This is a genomic window from Pirellulales bacterium (genome assembly GCA_036490175.1).
Classification (GTDB): Bacteria; Planctomycetota; Planctomycetia; order Pirellulales; family JACPPG01; genus JACPPG01.
The window spans coordinates 1-19,880 of sequence record DASXEJ010000343.1 but is presented as its reverse complement, the minus strand read 5'-3'; the positions used below and the strand labels follow the sequence as shown (position 1 = coordinate 19,880).

The following is a 19,880-nucleotide window of genomic DNA, read 5'->3' as shown; positions in this document are numbered from 1 at the left end:
CCGCAAACGGTTCCTTTTCGCAGGAGGCACTCGCGCCATGGCATCTGATACGGAGGGGGACCACCGCGAACCGGCAGCGTCGTTTTCTCTGCAATACGATTCGTTCGGCCGACTGGTCCTTACCGATGGCAGCGGGCGACGGCACGTAGGCGTCGAGCCCATTCGCTCCTTCCCGCTATCAGATCCCCAGCGTTGGCTCTCGCTTTGCAATGTCGAAGGCGTCGAGGTTCTGTGGATCGAAGATTTGGATGCCGTACCAGCCGCGACACGAAAGCTGCTTGTTGACGAATTGGGCCGGCGCGAGTTCATGCCGGTGATTCAGCGGATCGTGAACGTCTCGTCGAATACCGATCCGTCGCAATGGGAAGTGACAACTGATCGAGGGCCGACCCAATTCCTGCTGAAGAGCGAGGATGACGTACGCCGCGTCGGCCCGAACGGTGCGATCCTGATCGATTCGTCTGGGATGCGCTACCTGGTGCCCGACACCCGGCAACTCGACTCGACCAGCCGCCGCGTGCTGGAGAGGTACATGTAGGCGACTCGGCCGGTACGGCGAGATATTCTCCAGGCACGGCAAGATTTCCGACTATTGCGGACTCTTCAAGAAGCTCTCGATCGCGTCGAAGCCCGCTTCCAGATTCTGCATGCTGTTGGCAAATGATAGTCGCGCGTAGCCCTCGGCACCAAAGGCCGAGCCCATCACCGTGGCGACACTTTTTTGCGACAGTAGCTCTAGGCACCACTGCGCCGAATTATCGACGCGAACGCCGTTATACGAGCGTTTCAGATGCGCGCTGATGTTGATGAAGGCGTAAAATGCCCCGCTCATTTGCGTGCTGGACAAATTCGGCAATTGCGTGATGCGACCCTTCACAAACTCGCGCCGCTTGGCGAATTCCACCAGCATCTGTTCGACGCACTGTTGAGGTCCGGTGAGCGCCGCAAGCGCCGCGTATTGGCTAATGCTCGACGGATTTGATGTCTCTTGGCTCTGCAAGTTGTCCATGGCCTTGGCTAACTTTACGGGTGATAAAGTCCAGCCAATGCGCCAGCCCGTCATGGCGTACGATTTGCTGACACCATTGACCAACACGGTTCGTTCGGCCAAACCGGGCCGAATCGTGGCAAAGCTGGCAAATCGATTGTCGCCGTAAACCAGATGCTCATAGATTTCGTCAGAAATCACTCCCAGGTCTCGTTCGATCACGACGTCTGCCAAAGCGACCAACTCGTCGCGCGAATACATGCTTCCCGTAGGATTCGACGGCGAGCACAACAGCAGAATTTTGGACTTCGGCGCTATAGCGCGCTCGAGCTGCGCGGGCTTGAGTTTGAAATCATCTTGCTCGGCCGTTTCGACAATCATGGGCACGCCGCCTGCCAGCTTCACCTGTTCGGCATAGCTAACCCAGTAGGGCGCGGGAATGATCACTTGCTCGCCCGGATTGAGTAATGTGGTGAACGCATTATGCAGCGAGTGCTTTGCGCCATTGGAAATCACGACTTGTTCCGCCGCGTACTCGACTCCATGCCGCTCGGAATAGGATCGCGCCACAGCGGCCTTGAGTTCGGCGATTCCGCCTGCGGCCGTGTAATGCGTGTGACCGGCCTTCATTGCCGCAACCGCGGCCGCACAGATGTGCTCGGGCGTCGTAAAGTCAGGCTCTCCGAGACTGAAGTCGTAGACCGTCTTGCCGGTCGACTTCAATTGACGGGCCTTGGCGGCCATGGCGATTGTGGCCGACGGCTCCAGGGCTTCAACGGCCCGTGATATAGAGAGTCCCATAAAAGCGGATTCCTCCGCCGCTCTGACGAGCGGCTCATTGAAAGGCAGCAAGTGTCGCAATCGGCCACGATCGTGGGCTCGGTGCGGGGCCGATTCCGGCCAGTGATCCGACAATCATAGTGGCTCGCGGGTTCGCTTCCAAGGACGCGCGCCATGCGCACTTTGCCGCATCGGGAACGAATCGGACGAGCGATTGCTGGGACTTTGTCATTCAAAACATCGGTCGGCGGAATACGGTGGCTGCGCACATAGTCCGCCAATCATCCGTCGGCGCGCCGGATGACAGGACGAACGTGGAAGCCACTGCGGAACCGCCGAAATTGGTTTTGAGAACTGCGCCGACAGGGTCAGTCTGGCGGATCGGGCAGGAACTCGCCTTGACGCGAACTGGAGAAAGCTGGTTCAATGGCACGCCGGTCGGGGGGTTTGACCGGATCCGGCGGTAACTGCCGGATCGACGATTCCGAATTCGCTTGGTCAAGAAGCATCCAAATCTGCTGCAAAGCGGATTTTGTTTTCGGCGACTCCCCTAGAGGGTACCCCGGGGGACGTCTTCGCAGTCGAGCATGGGGACCCTGTTTTAAGGAGCCAAGGATATGGCAGTTAAGAAGGCTACGAAGAAGAAGATCGCCAAGAGCCCCAAGGCCAAGCCGTCGCACAAGAAGGCGACCAAGAAGGCCAAGCGCTCGCCGAAGAAGGCTTTGCGCAAGACGGGCGCCGCCACGTAAGAGCCTTCGGGCTCGCGGTTTTTCTGGAACAACGAGAAAGGCCGGCAGCGTCTGGGCGGCAACCCGCGTAGACGCTCCGGCCTATTTTTTTTGTCCTGTGGACTCTGTCCGGGGAACCTGGCAGTTCATGGGTCGAGGATAGGTTGCAATATCCAGGAGGAAGACGGTGTTAACTCGACTTTCAGGATATTGACCAAAACCCTTTTTACGGCTATAGTTACATCAAACATAGCCAGGAAATAATTTAGACGCCGCTCAGGTTGGTGGTGGCGTCTTAGCCAACCTTATAGGAATAAGACTTGTCCCACCCCGCCGTGGAGTCCGGACTCGGATTCCAGAATCTCTCGCTCTCCGAGCTGATGATGTCAGCTCTGGAACAGGCCGGATACATCGAGCCCACTGCCATTCAAGCCGGGCTGATTCCCCGCGCCCTCGTCGGAGTCGACGTGCTTGGGCAAGCGCGCACCGGAACCGGCAAGACAGCTGCCTTCGCCATACCCATTATCGAGCGGTTGCAATCGCACCGCGACCATCGCGGGCCACAGGCATTGGTGCTCGTGCCCACACGCGAGCTTGCCGTGCAAGTGCGCGAGGAGTTCGCCAAGCTAGCCCATGGCCGCAAGGTCCACGCGGTAGCGCTCTATGGCGGCAAGCCGATCCGCGAGCAAATGGAAAAGCTGCGGCGCGGCGCCGAAGTGGTGGTTGGCACCCCCGGGCGCGTCTTGGATCATATTGGACGGGGCACGTTGCAATTGGATGGATTGACGACGGTGGTGCTCGACGAAGCCGATCGAATGCTCGATATCGGGTTCCGCCCCGACATCGAAAAGATTCTCCGCCGCTGCCCAAGCGATCGCCAAACGCTGCTACTGAGCGCCACGGTGCCTCCGCCGGTCGAGCGCTTGTCACGGCGTTACATGCGCGATCCGGAAAGTCTGAACTTCTCACCGGGCGAAGTGGCGGTTGACACGATCGATCAATATTATTTCACTGTGGCGCCGGATCGAAAGCTAGAGCTCGTGGTGCGTTTGCTGAAGCGCGAAGATCCACGGCAATCGATCATCTTTTGTCGGACCAAACGCGGCGTCGAAAAAGTGCAGCGCAATCTGTCGAAGCGCACGGAGTGCGTGGATTGCATCCACGGCGACTTGCAGCAGAATGCCCGCGACCGCGTCATGGCCAGCTTTCGCGAGGGCAAAGTGCGTCACCTGGTGGCGACCGATGTCGTCGGTCGCGGCATCGACGTGAGCAACATCTCGCACATCATCAATTACGATATCCCGGCATTTTGCGATGACTACGTGCATCGCGTCGGTCGTACTGGCCGCATGGGACGCGAGGGGGTGGCGTACACGTTCGTCACTCCGGAAGAAGGTCCCGAGCTGACTCGCATCGAGATGCGTATCGAACGGCTGCTGAAACGGGACGAAATCGAGGGCTTCGAGGCTGTTTCCCGTGTGGCACCACCGGTCGCTAGCGGACAAGCTGGCACGCCCCAGAATGATCATTCGGCAGGGGATACGGGCGATCAGCCTGCCCCACCCAAGCCACCTGCCATGGGCCGCGGTGGACGCCCGCCTCGTCGTATTCGCCGCGCACTGTAGACCGCACTCGACAGGCCGTGCGGCCATTCCGCTGCGCACGGGCCGCGTCGCGAGCTCTGCGACCGCTGGTGTTATGGTCCTGTGAATTCATCGCGCAGGAACCTTGCGGTCGTGTCCCAAATGTCGGCGGCGGCCGCAAAGTCGACCTGCATCTGCTTGATTCCTTCTGGTATTTTCAATCGCGACGCCACGTCGACGTTGGAATGAAGCGGAATCTGCGCACTCGACGACAACGCCAGTTGCGATTCCACCTCGGACGAGAGTAGGAAATCCACCAGCCGTCGGGCCGCGTGAGGGTGCGGCGCGCCTTTGATGATGCTTACCGTGTTGGGAATGAACAGGGTGCCGATCTGATTATCTCCTTGGTCGGGATAAATGATCGCCACGGGCATGGCCTTGTCGATTTCGGCGATCGCGTCGTCTGTGTCGGTCAGCCCGAGGGCCAACTGCCCGGTGCCGACAGCCAACGCAACTTGCTTGTTGCCGGCCATGATCTGTACCTGGTTGTCCTTCAGATCCTGGAAGAACTGCTTGGCTTTATCGGGTCCCCAAAAGGCAAATAGGCAGGCTGCCTGCGTGGCGGTGGTGCCGAATAGCGGCTTGGCGATGCCCGCGCGACCGTGCCAACGACCGTCCGCAAGATCGAGTATCGACCGCGGCGTTTTACCGTCCTTCTTTGTCACCTCGGTATTTACGATCAGCACGCGCGCTCGTGCCGCCAGCGCGTGCCAGGTATCGTTCGGCGAGCGGTACATCTCTGGCAGAACCTCGTCGGTGGCCGAGGGAAATGGCTCGAGCAATCCGCGCTTTTCCAGCCGCAGAGTATTGAGTATTTCGTTGTTCCAAAAGACGTCGCAACGAGGACGCGACTCTTCTTCGATAATTGCGGCGGCAAGACCAACCGTCTTTGTTGATTCGGTGTCAAACTTCGCCAACACCGTGATGCCACTTTGCCCTTTGAAGGTTTCGAAGACCGGCTGCGAGAACTCGGCGTCGAGGGCCGTATAGGCCACAACCTCTGGCAAAGGGGCCGGCGACGTGCAGGCAGCGATGGCAACGACTAAAAGCAGCAGAGACAGCCTGCGAAGTAAGGCATCCATGAGATGGCCCTTTTCCCACCTGAGGTAGCAAGATAGCCCCGCCTCTCTGAACGAATAAGTTTATCGGCGCGCCGCGGCACAGAGTAGCCAGTGATTTTCGTAGCGCGGCAGGTCGCACCGCTGAAAGCTCGGACTCCCGCGTGCGAGATACCTGAGAATCCGCACGCCCCAACAAACCCGTACATGCCAACCCCCTCGCCAAAAACACAGCACGACACTGCATCAGGCGGGAACGTACAATAGCATATATTGCCAGGTGGTCCGGCAACTGCGTGGTCTCGCAGATCCGTCATCCCCCTCGACATTTGCGTCATGCTCCGCAATTTGCCGCAGATCGTGCTGCCGATTTTACTGCTGGTGCCCGGCTGCGGACCTACACCTCCGGCTGCAGAGCCTCGCGCCGCCGCGGCACCGGTGACCGGGCCTGACACCGGCGGCGCGACCATAACGCCCCACTCCCCAGCACCCACCGGTGCTGCCCATACGGACCAGACATTAGCGCAAACGACAGCGCCCGAAGGTGCTCGCTCGCAACCGGCAAGTAGCGCCAAAACGGACACTGCCGGAACAAATCTTGCGCCGGCGGTGCCCGATCGCTCGCAGTCGATCGTCGACGATGCTCAACTGCAGGGGGCAGGCATTCGCAAGCTTGTCGGTTCACATATTACGCTGTACACGGACCTGCCGGCTGGCCCTGACGTCGATCCGTTGGTGACGGATTTTGACCAGGCCTATCCGCAATGGTGCGAATACTTCGGCGCGTCGCAACGTGGTACACAATCGTGGCGGGCGACCGCGTGCCTCATGGCGGATAAGCAGAAGTTTCTCAAGGTCGGGTTGTTACCCAGAAACCTTCCCAAGTTCTTGCACGGCTATTTCCGTGGTGATCGCATCTGGATCTACGATCAAGAAAGCGATTACTACCGCCGGCACTTATTGCTGCACGAGGGTACGCACGCCTTCATGGCCGCTCTGCTCGGCTCATGCGGCCCCCCCTGGTACAAGGAAGGCATGGCCGAATTGTTGGCCACGCATTCACAGAAAAATGACCGCGTCACACTCGACGCGTTCCCCGCCGACGCTGACGATTTTGTCGGATGGGGACGCGTGCGACTCGTTCATGAAGCAATCGCTGCCGGCCGCCGCTTGAAAATGGATGACGTATTGGAGTACCAGGCCGATGCGCACACGGAATTAGAGCCCTACGGGTGGTGTTGGGCCGTCGCAGCGTTTCTGGACGGCCATCCGCGCTACCGCGAGCGGTTCCGGCAATTGGCCACGCATGTCGGGGCAGGCAACTTTAATCGACAGGTGCTCGACCGCTTTGCTAACGACTGGCCGCAGCTTGACGAAGAATGGCAGCTGTTCGCGGATCGTCTGGAATACGGTTATGACCTGCAGCGCGAAGCGATCGATTTCCGCCCCGGAGTTCCGTTGCCCCGCGAAGGCAAAACTGTGAGAATTGCCGCCGACCGGGGGTGGCAATCCAGCGGAATCGAGCTCGAGGCGGGACGAACCTACCGACTGCGGGCCAGTGGAAGCTACCAGATCGCCAAAGGCGAGCGCCCTTGGCTTTCGGATCCCGGGGGCGTTACGATCCGCTATTGGGAGGGTCGACCGCTGGGAGTGCTGTTGGCCGCTGTGCATCCCGAGCCGTTTGACTCCCGCTCCGATAGTGCGCTGTTGAGTCCCACTATCATCGGCCAGGAAGCGACGCTGCAACCGACAGCCACGGGCACGCTGTACTTGCGGGTCAATGATTCGCCCGCCGAGCTCGCCGATAATGCCGGCACGCTGGAAGTGCGCGTCAGCGGTGAATAGTCCGCTGGGTGGTTGTTGTCATTGATAACCTGTTGATTACGTCACCGCCTAGCGCTCGGCATGGGTCCTAGGGGGATGGACGTGCTGGCGATAGGTAGCAAATTTTGCCGATGGCGTGGGATTGACTGCTGTGGCTCGCGCTTGGATTAGTGCAAAATTACCGATGGTTTCGGCCGTCGGCCAGGGGCCACCGCCCAAGTCCATGAATAACTGATCGAAACTTGTCGGTTCTTGTCGAGATTCCCCCCTCGCCTGCCGTGCCGCCGGCGCGTTACTATTTGAGTTCTCGGCCATGCGTCCAGAGGATCGCCCGAGAACGCCGTGCCTGAACCGGGGCCACGGCCATCGCAAACTGGCTCAAACCATGCCCAAACTGTACATCGAAACCGTCGGCTGCCAGATGAACATGCTCGACAGTGAGCTGGTCGTGGCCAGCCTGCGCAAGCAGGGCTACGAGTTGGTGCCGACGGCGCGCGAAGCTGATACGATCCTGTTCAATACGTGCAGCGTCCGTCAGCATGCCGAAGACAAGATTTACAGCGCTTTGGGACGGATCAAGCATGCCAAGGTGAACAATCCCCGCAAAATCATCGGCGTCCTGGGGTGCATGGCCCAAAAGGATCAGCGGCTGATTTTCGAGCGGGCACCGTACGTCGACCTGGTCGTGGGCCCGGGACAACTGCACCAGATCCCCACGCTACTTTCCGAGATCGCCGCTGGCAGCGGCCAACGGATTGAGGTCAGTCTCGATCGGGCGGCCGGTAGCCGAGGCGAGGTCGAACGCAGCTTCGAGAGTTATGACCCATTGCGTGATCAGCAGATGCGCCCGTCGCCGTATCAGGCGTTCGTGCGGATCATGATTGGCTGCGACAAATTTTGCACCTATTGCATCGTGCCGAAGGTGCGCGGTCCGGAGCAAAGCCGCCCCGCCGCCGAAATCGAAGCCGAGGCCCGCCGCCTGGCCGATGAAGGCTGTCGCGAAATTACGCTCTTGGGACAGACCGTGAATAGCTATCGCCACGTCGCCGGCGACAAAACCTGGCGGCTGTCGGACTTACTCGCGCGGCTCGCCACGATCGACGGCCTGGACCGTATCAAGTTCGTGACCAATTTCCCTAAGGACATGACCGACGACCTGCTGGAAGCGGTGCGCGACCTGCCAAAATGCTCGCACTACCTGCACGTGCCGGCGCAAAGCGGGTCGAACACGATCTTGAAAAGGATGAAACGCGGCTACACGGTCGAAGAATATCGCGAGATGTTGTCCCGCATCCACGACATCGTGCCGGATGCAGCCGTGACCAGCGATTTCATTGTCGGCTTTTGCGGCGAGACCGAAGACGACTTTCAAGCCACGGTCGAATTGCTGCGTGAGGGCCGGTTCAAGAACAGCTTCATCTTTAAATACAGCGAGCGGCCTGGTACGAAAGGGGCCGACCTGTACGCCGACGACGTCCCTGAGGACGTCAAGCGACGCCGCAACAACGAACTACTGGCCATTCAATCGGAGATCAGCGAAGCCGACAATCAGGCTTTCCTTGGTCGGGAAGTCGAGGTATTGGTCGAGGGTCCGAGTAAAATGAACCGTGCGGAGGATGGAACTCTTCAGTTGACCGGCCGCACTAACTGTGATCGAATCGTCGTGTTCGACGGGCCTGCGCGGCTCATCGGACAGTTCCTTCCCGTCGTGATTTATGACGCCAATGCCTTCACCTTGTTTGGCAGCGTCGTGACCAGCCACGCCGGTCCCGCATTGTACAGCTTGTAAGCGCCTCTACTCGCAGGCGGCTACTCGGCGCGTTCGAAAACATGGATATCGGCCGACTGCACCGTTACCTCGACAATCCAGCCGAGGCAGAAAGCTGGCTGAAAACCTGGGGCTTGGAAAATCCGCCCCGCGCACATGCCAATCTTGTCAACATTGCCACGGCCGGCGTGCCCCTCGACCTATTGGGCGTAATCTGCGATCAGCTGGCGGAACACCTTCCCAAGTCCAGCAATCCCGATATGGCGCTCAATAACCTGGACCGCTTTGTCCAGGCATCGCGCAGCCCGCTGGCGATCGGGTCGCTGTTCGAGCGCGATCGCGAGGCACTCGGCGTATTGCTGCAGATCATGGCCACGAGTCAGTATCTGAGCGATATTTTAGTGCTCGACCCCGGCGGCTATGACCTGTTGCGTATTACCGAAGGTCAACCGGTAGCCCGCGATGTGTTGGTCGAAGAACTGGCGGCGGAAGTCGCCGCCCTCGACGACGACCACGCAGTGATGACGGCCCTGCGCCGTTACAAGCGACGCGAGACGCTGCGCATCTCTTACGGAGACATCATCCGCGGACAGAAGCTAGCCACGGTGACGGCGCAGATCTCGTACCTGGCGGACGCGATCGTGGAAAGTGCGGTGCGTTTCGCTCGCCGCCGCCTAGTGGAGAAGCGCGGTCAACCGCGCCACCCCGATGGCAAGCCCGCGCGATTTGTCGCCTTAGCCATGGGCAAGCTGGGAGGCGTCGAGCTGAATTACTCGAGCGATATCGACCTGATCTTCCTCTACGACGTTGATGGCAAAACCGACGGAGCCCGCAGTTTCGACAATGTCGAGTTCTTCAATCGCCTGGTTCGCGATGTGGTGCGATTACTGACCGAAGCCACGGAGTTAGGTAGCCCCTATCGCGTCGACCTACGGCTCCGCCCCGAAGGCGAACGCGGGCCCTTGGTACACAGCCTGGAACAGGCTACGCACTACTACGACGTGCTGGGACGTACCTGGGAGCGTCAAGCTTACGTCAAGGCCCGCGCCATCGCCGGCGATCTCGACCTGGGGACGGAGTTCCTCCAATATCTCGAACCGTGGATTTACCGCCGTTATCTTGCCCTGGCCGATATCACAGGCATCAAGGCGCTGAAGCGCCGCATTGAGCAGCGCACGCAATCGCAGGGGAAGGATGCGTCGGATGTGAAGACGGGCGAAGGAGGCATTCGCGATATCGAGTTCGTGATTCAATTCCTGCAATTGCTCAATGGCGGCGACATGCCGCAACTGCGCACCAGTAACACGCTCGAAGCAATTGCCCAGTTAGAAAATACGGGCTGCCTGACGCACCAGGAACGCTCGCTCTTGGAAGAGAATTATAGTTTTCTGCGCAAGATCGAACATCGCTTGCAGATCATGTTCGACTTGCAGACGCACAGCATGCCGACCGAACCGCGCGAATTGGGCCGACTGGCCATTCGTATGGGCTATGCCGACAAGGCGAGCCGCTCGGCCCTGGCGGCGTTCGAGCATGATCACCGCACGAAGACAGCGCTCAATCGCAAGATTCTGGATCACTTGTTACACGACGCCTTTGGCGAAGATGCCGAGACCGAGCCCGAAGTAGACCTGGTGCTCGACCCTGATCCGCCCCCGGAGCGGATCGCGGCCGTGTTGGGACGTTACCCGTTCCGCGACGTACAACAAGCCTATCGTAACCTAGTGGCGCTCTCGACCGAAAAGATTCGCTTTCTGTCGACGCGACGTTGCCGGCACTTTCTGGCCTCGATCGCACCGCGATTGCTTAAGGCCGTGGCCGCGACGCCGGATCCCGATTCCACACTCTCAAACCTGGAAAAGGTTAGCGATTCGCTGGGCGGCAAAGGCGTGCTGTGGGAACTCTTCAGCTTTAATCCGCCGTCGATGGCGCTGTACGTCGAGATCTGCTCCTTCAGCGAGTTGCTATCTGGATTACTGATCAGCAATCCGGGCATGATCGACGAGTTGATGGACAGCATGGTCCTGAACAAGCTTCCCACGATCGACGACTTGCGCACGATGTTGGCCGACCTGGCGCGCGGCGCCGAGGACTTGGACCCCATTCTGCACAGCTTTAAGAACACGCAACAACTCTATGTGGGCGTGCGCCACATATTGGGCAAAGAGGATATCCGCTCGACGTTCGCAGCACTGACAAACATTGCCGAAGTGTGTCTGGAACGAATCGCAATCACAGAATACGACAAACTAAGTGCGAAGCTCGGCGCGCCTACGATCGGCGAAGGACCGCTCGCCGGCCAAGTCTGTTCCTGGACAATCCTGGGCATGGGCAAGCTAGGTGGTCAGGAGCTAGATTTCCATAGCGACCTGGACGTGGTCTTCCTTTACGAGGCCGAGGGATCGACCGCGCGTGCACGCCGTCGCCAAGGCGAGACAACCAACAATCAACATTTCTTCAGCGAGCTTGGGCAGCGGATCATCAAGATCGCCAATCGATTGAGTCCTTATGGCCGTCTGTACGAAGTCGATCCCCGCTTGCGTCCGACAGGCCGCTCGGGGGCGTTGGCCACAAGTTTCCCAGAGTTCGCCCGCTATTTCGCCGAGGGGAGCGGTCATCTCTGGGAGCGGCAAGCGTTAACCAAGGCGCGTCCGGTATTCAGCACGGGGGATGCCGCGGCACGCGCCGCGGACTTAGTCGTGCGAGCTGCCTACGATCATCCTTGGCAGGCGTCTTACGCCGACGAAATCCAAGCCATGCGCGGGCGGTTGGAAGACGGGGCGCCAGCCGGAAACCTAAAGCGCGGGCCCGGCGGCATCGTTGACATCGAATTCACGGTCCAGATGTTGCAACTGGCCCACGGCGGCAAACATGGCGAGGTGCGGGTCGCCAACACCGTCGCCGCGCTTGCCGTGTTGCGAACTGCAGGAGTTCTCGCGGCCAAGGACGCGGACTTTCTGACTAAAAGCTATTGCTACCTGCGCAGCGTCGAGTGCGGTTTGCGACTCATGAACTCGACGGCCCGCAATACGTTGCCGCAAGACGCGCTGGAACTAGCCAAACTCGCTCAAAGGCAAGGGGTCGCCAGCCCCCAAGCGCTGCTCGATAAATGCCAGGAATACATGGCAGGCAACCGGGATCGCTTCGAGCGGATTTTTGCGGTCGCCTCACGCTGAGAAATGGTCTGATTGGGAGCTTCAATGCACCCCACTGTCGCCGACCAATTGCTTGACTAGATCGCCTACCACCGCTTTGGCATCGCCGAACAGCATCCACGTTGCATCGCCGTAGTACAGCTCATTGTCGATCCCTGCGAAGCCAGGGTTCTTGCTCCGCTTGATCGCGAATACGGTGCGTGCCCGATCCGCCTCGATGATCGGCATACCGTAGATGGGACTCCCCTTGTCGTGCCGCGCGGCGGGATTCACGATGTCGTTGGCACCAATCACCAGCACCACGTCGACTTGCGGCATTTCAGCGTTGACCTCTTCCATTTCGGCCAGGTCTGTATAGGGGATCTCGGCCTCGGCCAACAGCACATTCATGTGCCCAGGCATGCGGCCGGCCACGGGATGAATGGCGAACTTCACGGTGGCGCCACGTTTCTTCAACTGGTCGTATAGTTCTCGCACTTTATGGTGGGCTTGGGCCACGGCCATACCGTAGCCGGGGACAATCACGACGTGCTGAGCCATTTCCAGAATCTGGGCGGCCCCTTCGACACTCTCGCTCTTGTAGGCCTTCTGCTCGCCGCTAGCGACAACGGCCTGGACCTGACCGAATGCGCCGAACAGCACATTGGTGAACGAGCGGTTCATCGCCCGACACATGATGATCGACAGGATCAGTCCGCTCGATCCGTCGAGCGCGCCGGCGGTGATCAGCAGCTTATTGTCGAGCACAAAACCCATCGCGACAGCCGATAGCCCGGCGTACGAATTAAGGATCGAAATCACGGTCGGCATATCGGCGCCACCGATCGGGATGATCAGCAGCACGCCGAACAGCAGCGCCAGCCCGACGACCGCCAGAAACGCCGGTCCTGACCAGGGCTCGGTCGGAAAGAACACCAACGCCACACCGAGCAGAGCCGCCAGCACCAGAACCCCAATATTGCCAACGTTTTGCAGCGGGTAGGTCACGGGGCGCTGCGGAATCCATTTCAGCTCTTGCAACTTGCCGGCCGCCATCAGGCTGCCGGTAAACGTGACAAAGCCCAGGAGGATTTCCGCGACTAGCGCCGCCGTGCGAAAATACGTGAATCGCTCGGGCCCTTCGCTGAGCCACATAAAATACTCGGCGGTGCCTACGAGTCCCGTGGCTAGCCCGCCAAAGGCGTGCGACAGCGCGGTGCGTTGCGGAACGGCCGTGAGCGGTACGCGCGATAGCGGCACGCCAACCGCAAAGCCTGCAATGATGGCCAAGACAATCCACAGATGATGTCCCCACTGCGGATTCGCCGCGGCTACCGCAAACCACGTGGCCAGCACCGCCAGGACCATGGCACCGATACCGCACGATACGCCGCGGCGGGCCGTTTTGGGATCATTCATCCAGTGCAAAGACAGGATGAAAAACGCCGTGGCCACGACATAGGAAAGCTGTACGACGGTATGAATCATATAGATTTGCCGTCGCGTGGCGTGCTGGTCTTGAACATTTTCAACATGCGATCGGTAATCATGAAGCCGCTAACGATGTTGGTCATCGAGGCAAAGAGCGCCACCGCGCCCATCACGCGGATATGCAGCGGATAGTCCGAGCCCGTGACGATAATTGCGCCAACCACCGCGATGGCCGAGATGGCATTGGTCAGCGACATTAGCGGTGTATAGAGCAGCCGCGAGACCCGGCGGATGACCCCCATGCCGATAAACGTCGCCAGCACAAACACGAAGAGCATCGACCAGTAGTCGAGCGGTGGCTCAGAGTGCGCCGTCGCCCGGCTGGATGAATCTGCCACAGCTTGTGCATGGCACACAGTGGCCACGCCGAGAACCAAGGCGGCCAGGATCCACCGCTGGGGCCAAACAGTCGATCGCAACGGCATCCGGCTTCTCGTGTTCGTAGTGTCGTGGGCAACGTCAAAGCTTCGGCTAGGATGCCGGAAGTCGGCAGGCATGTCAAACGGCCCGGACCTTGCGAAGTCGATATCTCGGCATCCGTAATTGCGGACCGGTGAGTTTGGAGCATCGGCAGACTGCATTTCGATTCTCTCCAGAAAATAGCGCCAGAGGCCGCCTTCACAATCATGTTGGCCGCACCATCGCAAGGCTGGATTCCCGACCGCGCGTGGGTCAGAATGGATGCTAACGCGACGGCTCGTGGATGCGGGCAGATTTTCCGAATCCTGCCCAGGTAATAACGCCCACTAGACACAGAGGATTCGCATGTCTCGACGATGCGCTCGATCGGCGCGGCTGGTGGTCTTAGCGCTGTGTCTGTCGGGGGTTGCCCATCGGCCACATTGTGCCGCCGAAGAACCGGCGCCGGCTCCTGGCACGGCCGTCCATCCCGAGGCGCTCAAAATCCATCTCATGGATGGTTCCCAGATCAGCGGCGGCCTGACCAACCAACAAATCGAGATCGAAACGCAATTCGGTAAACTGACGATTCCGGTCACCGCCATCGTGAGTCTTACGCCCGGTCTGGCAAGCCATCCAAAAATTGGCCAGAATCTCGATGAGTTCATCGAGAAGCTAGGCTCACCGGTTTTTTCTGAACGCGAAGCGGCACAAAAGGCCCTCACGGCGATGGGCCCCTCGATCCGCCTAAAACTGGCACGCGCGGTCGAAGATTCCGACACCGAGCGACGCACCCGCGCGAAGGCCATCTTGGAAGAGTTCGATCAGTCAGAGGAAGACGCCGACTCCGAGGAGCAAGCCAGCCCGCGACGCTTGATCGATCGCGATACGATCGAAACAACCGAGTTCGCGGTGGTCGGCAAGATCGTGCCCCAGGAGTTTGCGATCGCCAGCCAATACGGCGTCTTGAACGTCAAGCTCAGCGACATCCGCCGCATTCAACGCGACGCCATCGAAAAGCAGGATCTGCAAAAGACCGTTGCTGTCGACGGTAACAACATGATCACCCGCGGCACCAAGGATACCGGCATTCGCGTCGAGCGCGGCGACAAAGTGATCTTTGCCGCCGATGGCACCATCACCATGACCCCGTGGGGCAATCAAGCCGTGAGCACGCCGGATGGTGCCCCGAACTACGGCTGGTATCTGCCAAACAAAATCGCCGGCGGCACGCTGGTCGGCAAAATCGGTCCAGGGGGCACAGTATTCCGCATCGGTTCGAAGCATCAATTCACGGCGGACCGGTCGGGCGTCCTGCAGTTGGCCGTGGCCTTGCAGGGTGATCAGCAGAACCAGAATTTCCCCGGCGAGTACCGCGTGAAGATCCGCGTGAAGCGGAAGTGAGTCAGGCGCTGATCAGCGAAGCCGAATGTTGAAATTGCCTTGACGCGATGGCATTGCTGACGAGTCGTATTCGTTCACTCCGCGCTGAGCGTTCAGCAATCCTCGTTTGTGCTACGGTACCAACACGATTTTACCGGCAAGCGTGCCCGCCTTGTGCAGCGTGTTCTCTTCCTGGAGTTTGTGAGCCGCTGCCGCCTCGGCCAATTTGAACTCGCGGCCGATGCGTGGCCGGAGCTTTCCCTCGGCCATCCAGCGGTTAATGTCGTCGGCACATTTGCGGTGCTCGTCGGCCGAAGAGTTGAACATGGCAAAGCCATGTAGCGAGCAGTCCTTCACATAAAACGGACCGACGGGAAAAACGGGCCGCGCATCGCGTCCGGCCATTAATATCATTCGCCCCCGCAGCGCCAACAGCCCGACGGTGCGATCGAAGTTCGGCTCGCGCAACGTTTCCCACCACACGTTGACGCCTTGCGGGGCGAAACTGCGAACTTCGGCGTCGACGTCGCCCGTCTTGTAGTTGATGGCCAAATCAGCACCAAGCGCCCGGCATTCAGCGACCTTCTCGTCGGTGCCGGCTGTGGTGATGACCCGGGCTCCCACGGCCTTGGCCATTTGCATCACGGCCGATCCGACGCCGCCCGTGCCCCCGTTAATGAACAGAATCTCGCCGGCCTGCAGCTTCGCTCGGCCGAAAAGTCCTAAATGGGCGGTGATTCCCACGAGCGCGCCTGCCGCCGCCAGCTTGTCGTCGACACCGGCAGGCACGGGATAGAGCCACTGCTGGTCGACGGCCAGTAATTCTGCAAAAGTACCCTGCCGACCTGCCATTCCCTGATTGCTCCCCCACACATGGTCTCCCGGTTTGAAACGCGAGGCACCCGGCCCATACCGTTCGACGACACCGGCCAGATCAGCACCAATGATGTAGGGGTCGGGCAGTTGGGCCTTGATCAAGCCGCCGCGGATATAGGTGTCGATGGGATTCACAGCCACAGCTGTCATGCGCACCAGGACCTGATTAGCCGATGGCTCCGGTGCCGGTAGATCGGCGTAGCTGATCACCTCGGGCGGGCCCGGCTGCTTGATGAACGCGGCTTTCATCGCGAAGACTCCCTGACGTTAAGGTGACTCGACGGCGACCATCGAGCGGCGCGGATAGCGGTGTGCTCAATCCCACGGATTATCGGCCGCGTAGGGCGATTGGCAAGGCTCGGGCGGGCCCAAGATACCGTAGGGTCAGATGGCTGCCCAACAGTCCTGGCAACGCGGTCCCGCCTCCGGTACGATAAAGCCCCAACGCATTCCTATACGGTCGAGGGGGCAGCGGATCGCATCTTTCCCCGGGTTACCCCTCGTTGGTCGACTGCCGCGGTTTTACCGCCGACTACTTGCCGGCCGCGGCAAAAAGATCTCGGGACATGAGCCGCACAGAAATCGAATCCAGCACGACCGCGATCGAACCGCTCCCCGCGAACATTACCAGCGTGCAGCCCGGTGGCGGCGTGTGCTATCGCCTGGAACTGGCCTGGGGGAAATGGCGGCGGTGGTATTTGCGAACTTTTCGCTCCGGCTATGTTCGACGAATGGCCGCCACACGGCAGGGCGAAACGACCGGTTGCCCCCACGAGATACTCGACCCGCGTGACCTGAAGTACTGCCGCAACCTGTGTACGGCCAGGTGGGACGAGGCGGACGACCCGTTCACTTGGCGCGGGCGGCTTCCCTTTGCTCGCTGGGGTTTGGCCGAGTTGCAAATTCTGGGCTATCCGCTCCTGTTGGTCACGGTGCTGCTGGCGTTCGCTCCCACGCCGTGGTGGCCGCTAGCGATGGGAACAGCGGTCCTGTTGGGGCTGGTGGTCTACTTCTTCCGCGATCCGACGCGCCGCGTGCCCAGCGATCCGGGGCTGATGGTTTCACCGGCTGACGGCAAGATTGCCGAAATTACGCCGCTCGAGTTTGATCCGTTCATCGGTGGCGCGGCCGTACGAATCGGCATTTTCCTGTCGATTTTCAACGTTCACCTTAACCGTGTCCCCTGCGGCTCGCGGGTGCTATGCTTGCGGTATCTGCCAGGCAAGTTCTTGAATGCGCTCAAGCCAGAAAGCGCCCGAGAGAACGAAAGCATGTGGATCGGCCTGGAAGAAGCTGGGCCGTCGCGGCGACGCCTTATTGTGCGGCAAATCACCGGTCAGTTTGCCCGCCGTATTGTGTGCAGCCTGCGACCAGGAGAGACCCTGGCGCGCGGCCAGCAGTTCGGCATGATCAAGCTAGGTTCGCGTACGGAATTGATTCTGCCGGCAGCAGGCCTGGAAGTGTTAACGCAAGTGGGCCAGCGTGTGAAAGCTGGCAGCAGCATTTTGGCCCATTACAAGGAACGGTAAGAGTCATTCTCTGCCGTTCAGGCACAACGTGCCTGGGAAAGCTATGACGTCGGACAAACCAACGCCTGTCTGACCAAACACGTCAACGCAATCAAAGATTATGGCCCGAATTCGTACTGTCGCCGTATTGCCGACGTTATTCACACTGGCGAACCTCGTGTGTGGGTTCTTTGCCATCGTGGTTGCCGCGCGGGTTGACGCGCCGACTTCGATCGAGGTGCCGGTCACCGCACCTCTGGGTACGCGGAGCCCCGTCAAAGCTGTACAGGCGCTTAACAAGGATGATCCCACGCACAATGTAATGCTCAGCGGCTGGCTGATTTTTCTGGCAATGCTGTTTGATGCGCTCGACGGACACGTCGCTCGCTTGTCGAACTGGACAAGCGATTTCGGGGCGCAGCTCGACAGTCTATCGGACCTGGTGACGTTCGGTGTGGCGCCAGCCTTTTTGTTAGTCAAAATGTGTCCGCGGTTCACCTATCTACATCACGATTGGGCTTGGGTGATCGCGGCATCGTATGTCGTTTGCGCAGCACTGCGCCTGGCGCGATTCACTGTCGAAACAGGCGACGACGACGACCATTTTCACTTTTCCGGTTTGCCGAGCCCTGCGGCCGCGGCGTCGATCGCCGGATTCGCGATCATGTTCTACACGCTGCGGAAGAGTGACAACCCGCTGGTCTATGCAGACAATATCGACATTGTGCTACAAACGGTCTTACCGTTTTTCGCGGCGCTGGTGGCCCTGCTGATGGTGTCGCGAATTCCCTACCCGCATCTGGTCAATCAGGTGTTCTCGGGCCAGCGCAGCCTGGGGCACATCGTGGGTCTGGTGTTCGCGCTGGTGGCCATCATGGTGATTCGCGGTTACGCCGTGCCGCTTGTCTGTTGCGGGTTTGTGGCCTTGGGACCCGTCCAATATGCGTGGCAAGAATTCGTGCAACGCGAACCCCATCAAGACCCGCTTTTCTGACGTTAGAACCTGGCGGCATGCCAGCCGTTTTCCAGCGTCGGTTCCCTGTGGTGCTTGAGGCGCCCGGCTGGTTTGTGCAAGTTGGCGTTGGTCAATTGATCCATGCTAAGGATCGAGCTCTCGGCGTTTGGTTCCTCGTTAAAACGTCTTATCACACTATCGGCTATAGAAACTCGATGTTCACCGGGCTCGTCCAATCACTGGCTGAAGTCGTTGAGGTTGCCTTCCGGCCTCCGGGGTGCCTGCTGGTGTTGTGCGCTGAGTCCATCGCAGCCACGGCGCGGATCGGTGATAGCGTGGCCATTAATGGATGCTGCCTCACCTGCGTAACGGTTGCCGAAGGGCTACTGTCGTTCGAGGCGGGGGCCGAAACGCTCAGCCGTACGAACTTGGGCGAACTCGCGCCGGGTGGCCAAGTGAATGTCGAAGCGTCCCTGGCTCTGGGAGACCGCCTAGGCGGACATTTTGTCAGTGGGCACGTCGACGCGGTCGGCACGCTCGACGCGCGGCAAGATGACACCGGGTGGTCGACGTTATGGTTTCGTTTTCCGCCGGCGCTGCGCCGCCAGATGGCCAGTAAAGGTTCAATTGCCGTCGATGGCGTCAGCCTGACTCTGGTCGATGTCGAGCCTACGCGATTTAGCGTGGCCTTGATCCCTCACACGCTGGCCCATACGACACTTGGCCATTTGACTTTGGGTAGCCGCGTCAATCTCGAGACCGATTTGCTGGCCAAATATGTCGAACAGCAAACTGACGCCTGGAAGAGTAACGGCTAATGCCATTTTTAAATGTGCTCGGCGCACGCGGCTGGTTTTTGCAGACGCCGCGTATTTCGAGAGACTACGAATCGATTGCCTGACTGACAAATCATGACTACCACGCCCGCCGCCCAGACGCAGTCCTTTCTCATTCGCCGCTTCGCCGAGGTGGGGATTCATCCCAACTCGAAGCGCGGGCAAAACTTTCTCATCGACCTCAACCTGGCGCGATTGCTGGTTGACGCCGCGCAACTTATGTCGGACGACGTGATTCTCGAAGTGGGCACCGGCACTGGATCACTCACGGGGATGATGGCACCGCATGTGGCGGCGGTGGTCTCGGTCGAGATCGATCCGCAGTTGCACCAGTTGGCCAGCGAAGAGTTGATCGATTTCGACAATGTTCGCTTACTGTCGCTCGATGCGCTGCGCAATAAGAACAACTTGAGCCAGGCTGTACTGGATGCACTGCGCGACGAGTTGGCTGCCAGTCCCGGGCGCCAGCTGAAGTTAGTGGCAAACCTGCCCTACAACGTGGCCACGCC

General features: G+C 59.7%; 16 protein-coding genes. 11 read left to right on the top strand and 5 right to left on the bottom strand.

Annotated elements, in window-relative coordinates; translation table 11 throughout:
* Nucleotides 1–37: 37 nt before the first annotated feature.
* Nucleotides 38–538 (top strand): DUF1854 domain-containing protein, encoded by a 501-nt coding sequence (locus tag VGG64_25875; GenBank protein HEY1603059.1) that lies wholly within the window; start codon nt 38–40, stop codon nt 536–538.
* 51 nt (nt 539–589) lie between these two features.
* On the opposite strand, the gene VGG64_25870 is transcribed toward VGG64_25875, so the two are convergent.
* Nucleotides 590–1,789, bottom strand: coding sequence for a pyridoxal phosphate-dependent aminotransferase (locus tag VGG64_25870; protein HEY1603058.1), 1,200 nt, complete (start codon nt 1,787–1,789; stop codon nt 590–592).
* A 596-nt stretch (nt 1,790–2,385) separates the two neighbouring features.
* On the opposite strand from VGG64_25870, the gene VGG64_25865 reads away from it, so the two are divergent.
* Together VGG64_25865 and VGG64_25860 are read left to right on the top strand one after the other, a co-directional pair.
* Nucleotides 2,386–2,517: a hypothetical protein gene (locus tag VGG64_25865; protein HEY1603057.1), complete on the top strand. Its 132-nt coding sequence runs from the start codon at nt 2,386–2,388 to the stop codon at nt 2,515–2,517.
* A 359-nt stretch (nt 2,518–2,876) separates the two neighbouring features.
* Nucleotides 2,877–4,121, top strand: coding sequence for a DEAD/DEAH box helicase (locus VGG64_25860; protein ID HEY1603056.1), 1,245 nt, complete (start codon nt 2,877–2,879; stop codon nt 4,119–4,121).
* Between the two features lie 71 nt (nt 4,122–4,192).
* Here the strand turns inward: VGG64_25860 and VGG64_25855 are convergent, their stop codons facing one another.
* Nucleotides 4,193–5,221: an extracellular solute-binding protein gene (locus VGG64_25855; GenBank protein ID HEY1603055.1), complete on the bottom strand. Its 1,029-nt coding sequence runs from the start codon at nt 5,219–5,221 to the stop codon at nt 4,193–4,195.
* Nucleotides 5,222–5,533: 312 nt separating this feature from the next.
* On the opposite strand from VGG64_25855, the gene VGG64_25850 reads away from it, so the two are divergent.
* From VGG64_25850 to glnE, 3 genes are all read left to right on the top strand, one after another.
* Nucleotides 5,534–7,042 (top strand): hypothetical protein, encoded by a 1,509-nt coding sequence (locus VGG64_25850; protein ID HEY1603054.1) that lies wholly within the window; start codon nt 5,534–5,536, stop codon nt 7,040–7,042.
* Nucleotides 7,043–7,406: 364 nt separating this feature from the next.
* Nucleotides 7,407–8,810, top strand: coding sequence for a tRNA (N6-isopentenyl adenosine(37)-C2)-methylthiotransferase MiaB (miaB, locus tag VGG64_25845; GenBank protein HEY1603053.1), 1,404 nt, complete (start codon nt 7,407–7,409; stop codon nt 8,808–8,810).
* Between the two features lie 41 nt (nt 8,811–8,851).
* Entirely contained in the window at nt 8,852–11,965 is a 3,114-nt protein-coding gene (glnE, locus tag VGG64_25840) for a bifunctional [glutamate--ammonia ligase]-adenylyl-L-tyrosine phosphorylase/[glutamate--ammonia-ligase] adenylyltransferase (protein HEY1603052.1), read from the top strand.
* Between the two features lie 21 nt (nt 11,966–11,986).
* Here the strand turns inward: glnE and VGG64_25835 are convergent, their stop codons facing one another.
* Together VGG64_25835 and VGG64_25830 are read right to left on the bottom strand one after the other, a co-directional pair.
* Nucleotides 11,987–13,411 (bottom strand): NAD(P)(+) transhydrogenase (Re/Si-specific) subunit beta, encoded by a 1,425-nt coding sequence (locus VGG64_25835; protein HEY1603051.1) that lies wholly within the window; start codon nt 13,409–13,411, stop codon nt 11,987–11,989.
* Nucleotides 13,408–13,839: an NAD(P) transhydrogenase subunit alpha gene (locus tag VGG64_25830; protein ID HEY1603050.1), complete on the bottom strand. Its 432-nt coding sequence runs from the start codon at nt 13,837–13,839 to the stop codon at nt 13,408–13,410. Before VGG64_25830 ends, VGG64_25835 begins: the two co-directional genes overlap by 4 nt.
* 340 nt (nt 13,840–14,179) lie before the next feature.
* Between VGG64_25830 and VGG64_25825 the strand changes: the two genes are divergently transcribed.
* Nucleotides 14,180–15,217, top strand: coding sequence for a hypothetical protein (locus VGG64_25825; protein HEY1603049.1), 1,038 nt, complete (start codon nt 14,180–14,182; stop codon nt 15,215–15,217).
* A 111-nt stretch (nt 15,218–15,328) separates the two neighbouring features.
* Here VGG64_25825 and VGG64_25820 read toward each other — a convergent pair whose 3' ends face one another.
* Entirely contained in the window at nt 15,329–16,321 is a 993-nt protein-coding gene (locus VGG64_25820; GenBank protein ID HEY1603048.1) for an NADPH:quinone reductase, read from the bottom strand.
* Between the two features lie 317 nt (nt 16,322–16,638).
* On the opposite strand from VGG64_25820, the gene VGG64_25815 reads away from it, so the two are divergent.
* From VGG64_25815 to VGG64_25800, 4 genes are all read left to right on the top strand, one after another.
* Nucleotides 16,639–17,601 (top strand): phosphatidylserine decarboxylase, encoded by a 963-nt coding sequence (locus VGG64_25815; protein HEY1603047.1) that lies wholly within the window; start codon nt 16,639–16,641, stop codon nt 17,599–17,601.
* A gap of 100 nt (nt 17,602–17,701) precedes the next feature.
* Complete coding sequence (gene pssA / locus VGG64_25810; protein HEY1603046.1) at nt 17,702–18,574, top strand: CDP-diacylglycerol--serine O-phosphatidyltransferase; 873 nt, start codon at nt 17,702–17,704, stop codon at nt 18,572–18,574.
* Nucleotides 18,575–18,591: 17 nt separating this feature from the next.
* Nucleotides 18,592–19,353, top strand: a complete 762-nt coding sequence (locus VGG64_25805) for a riboflavin synthase (GenBank protein HEY1603045.1) — start codon at nt 18,592–18,594, stop codon at nt 19,351–19,353.
* Between the two features lie 93 nt (nt 19,354–19,446).
* The coding region (locus VGG64_25800) for an rRNA adenine N-6-methyltransferase family protein (protein HEY1603044.1) at nt 19,447–19,880 on the top strand (434 nt) is incomplete at its 3' end.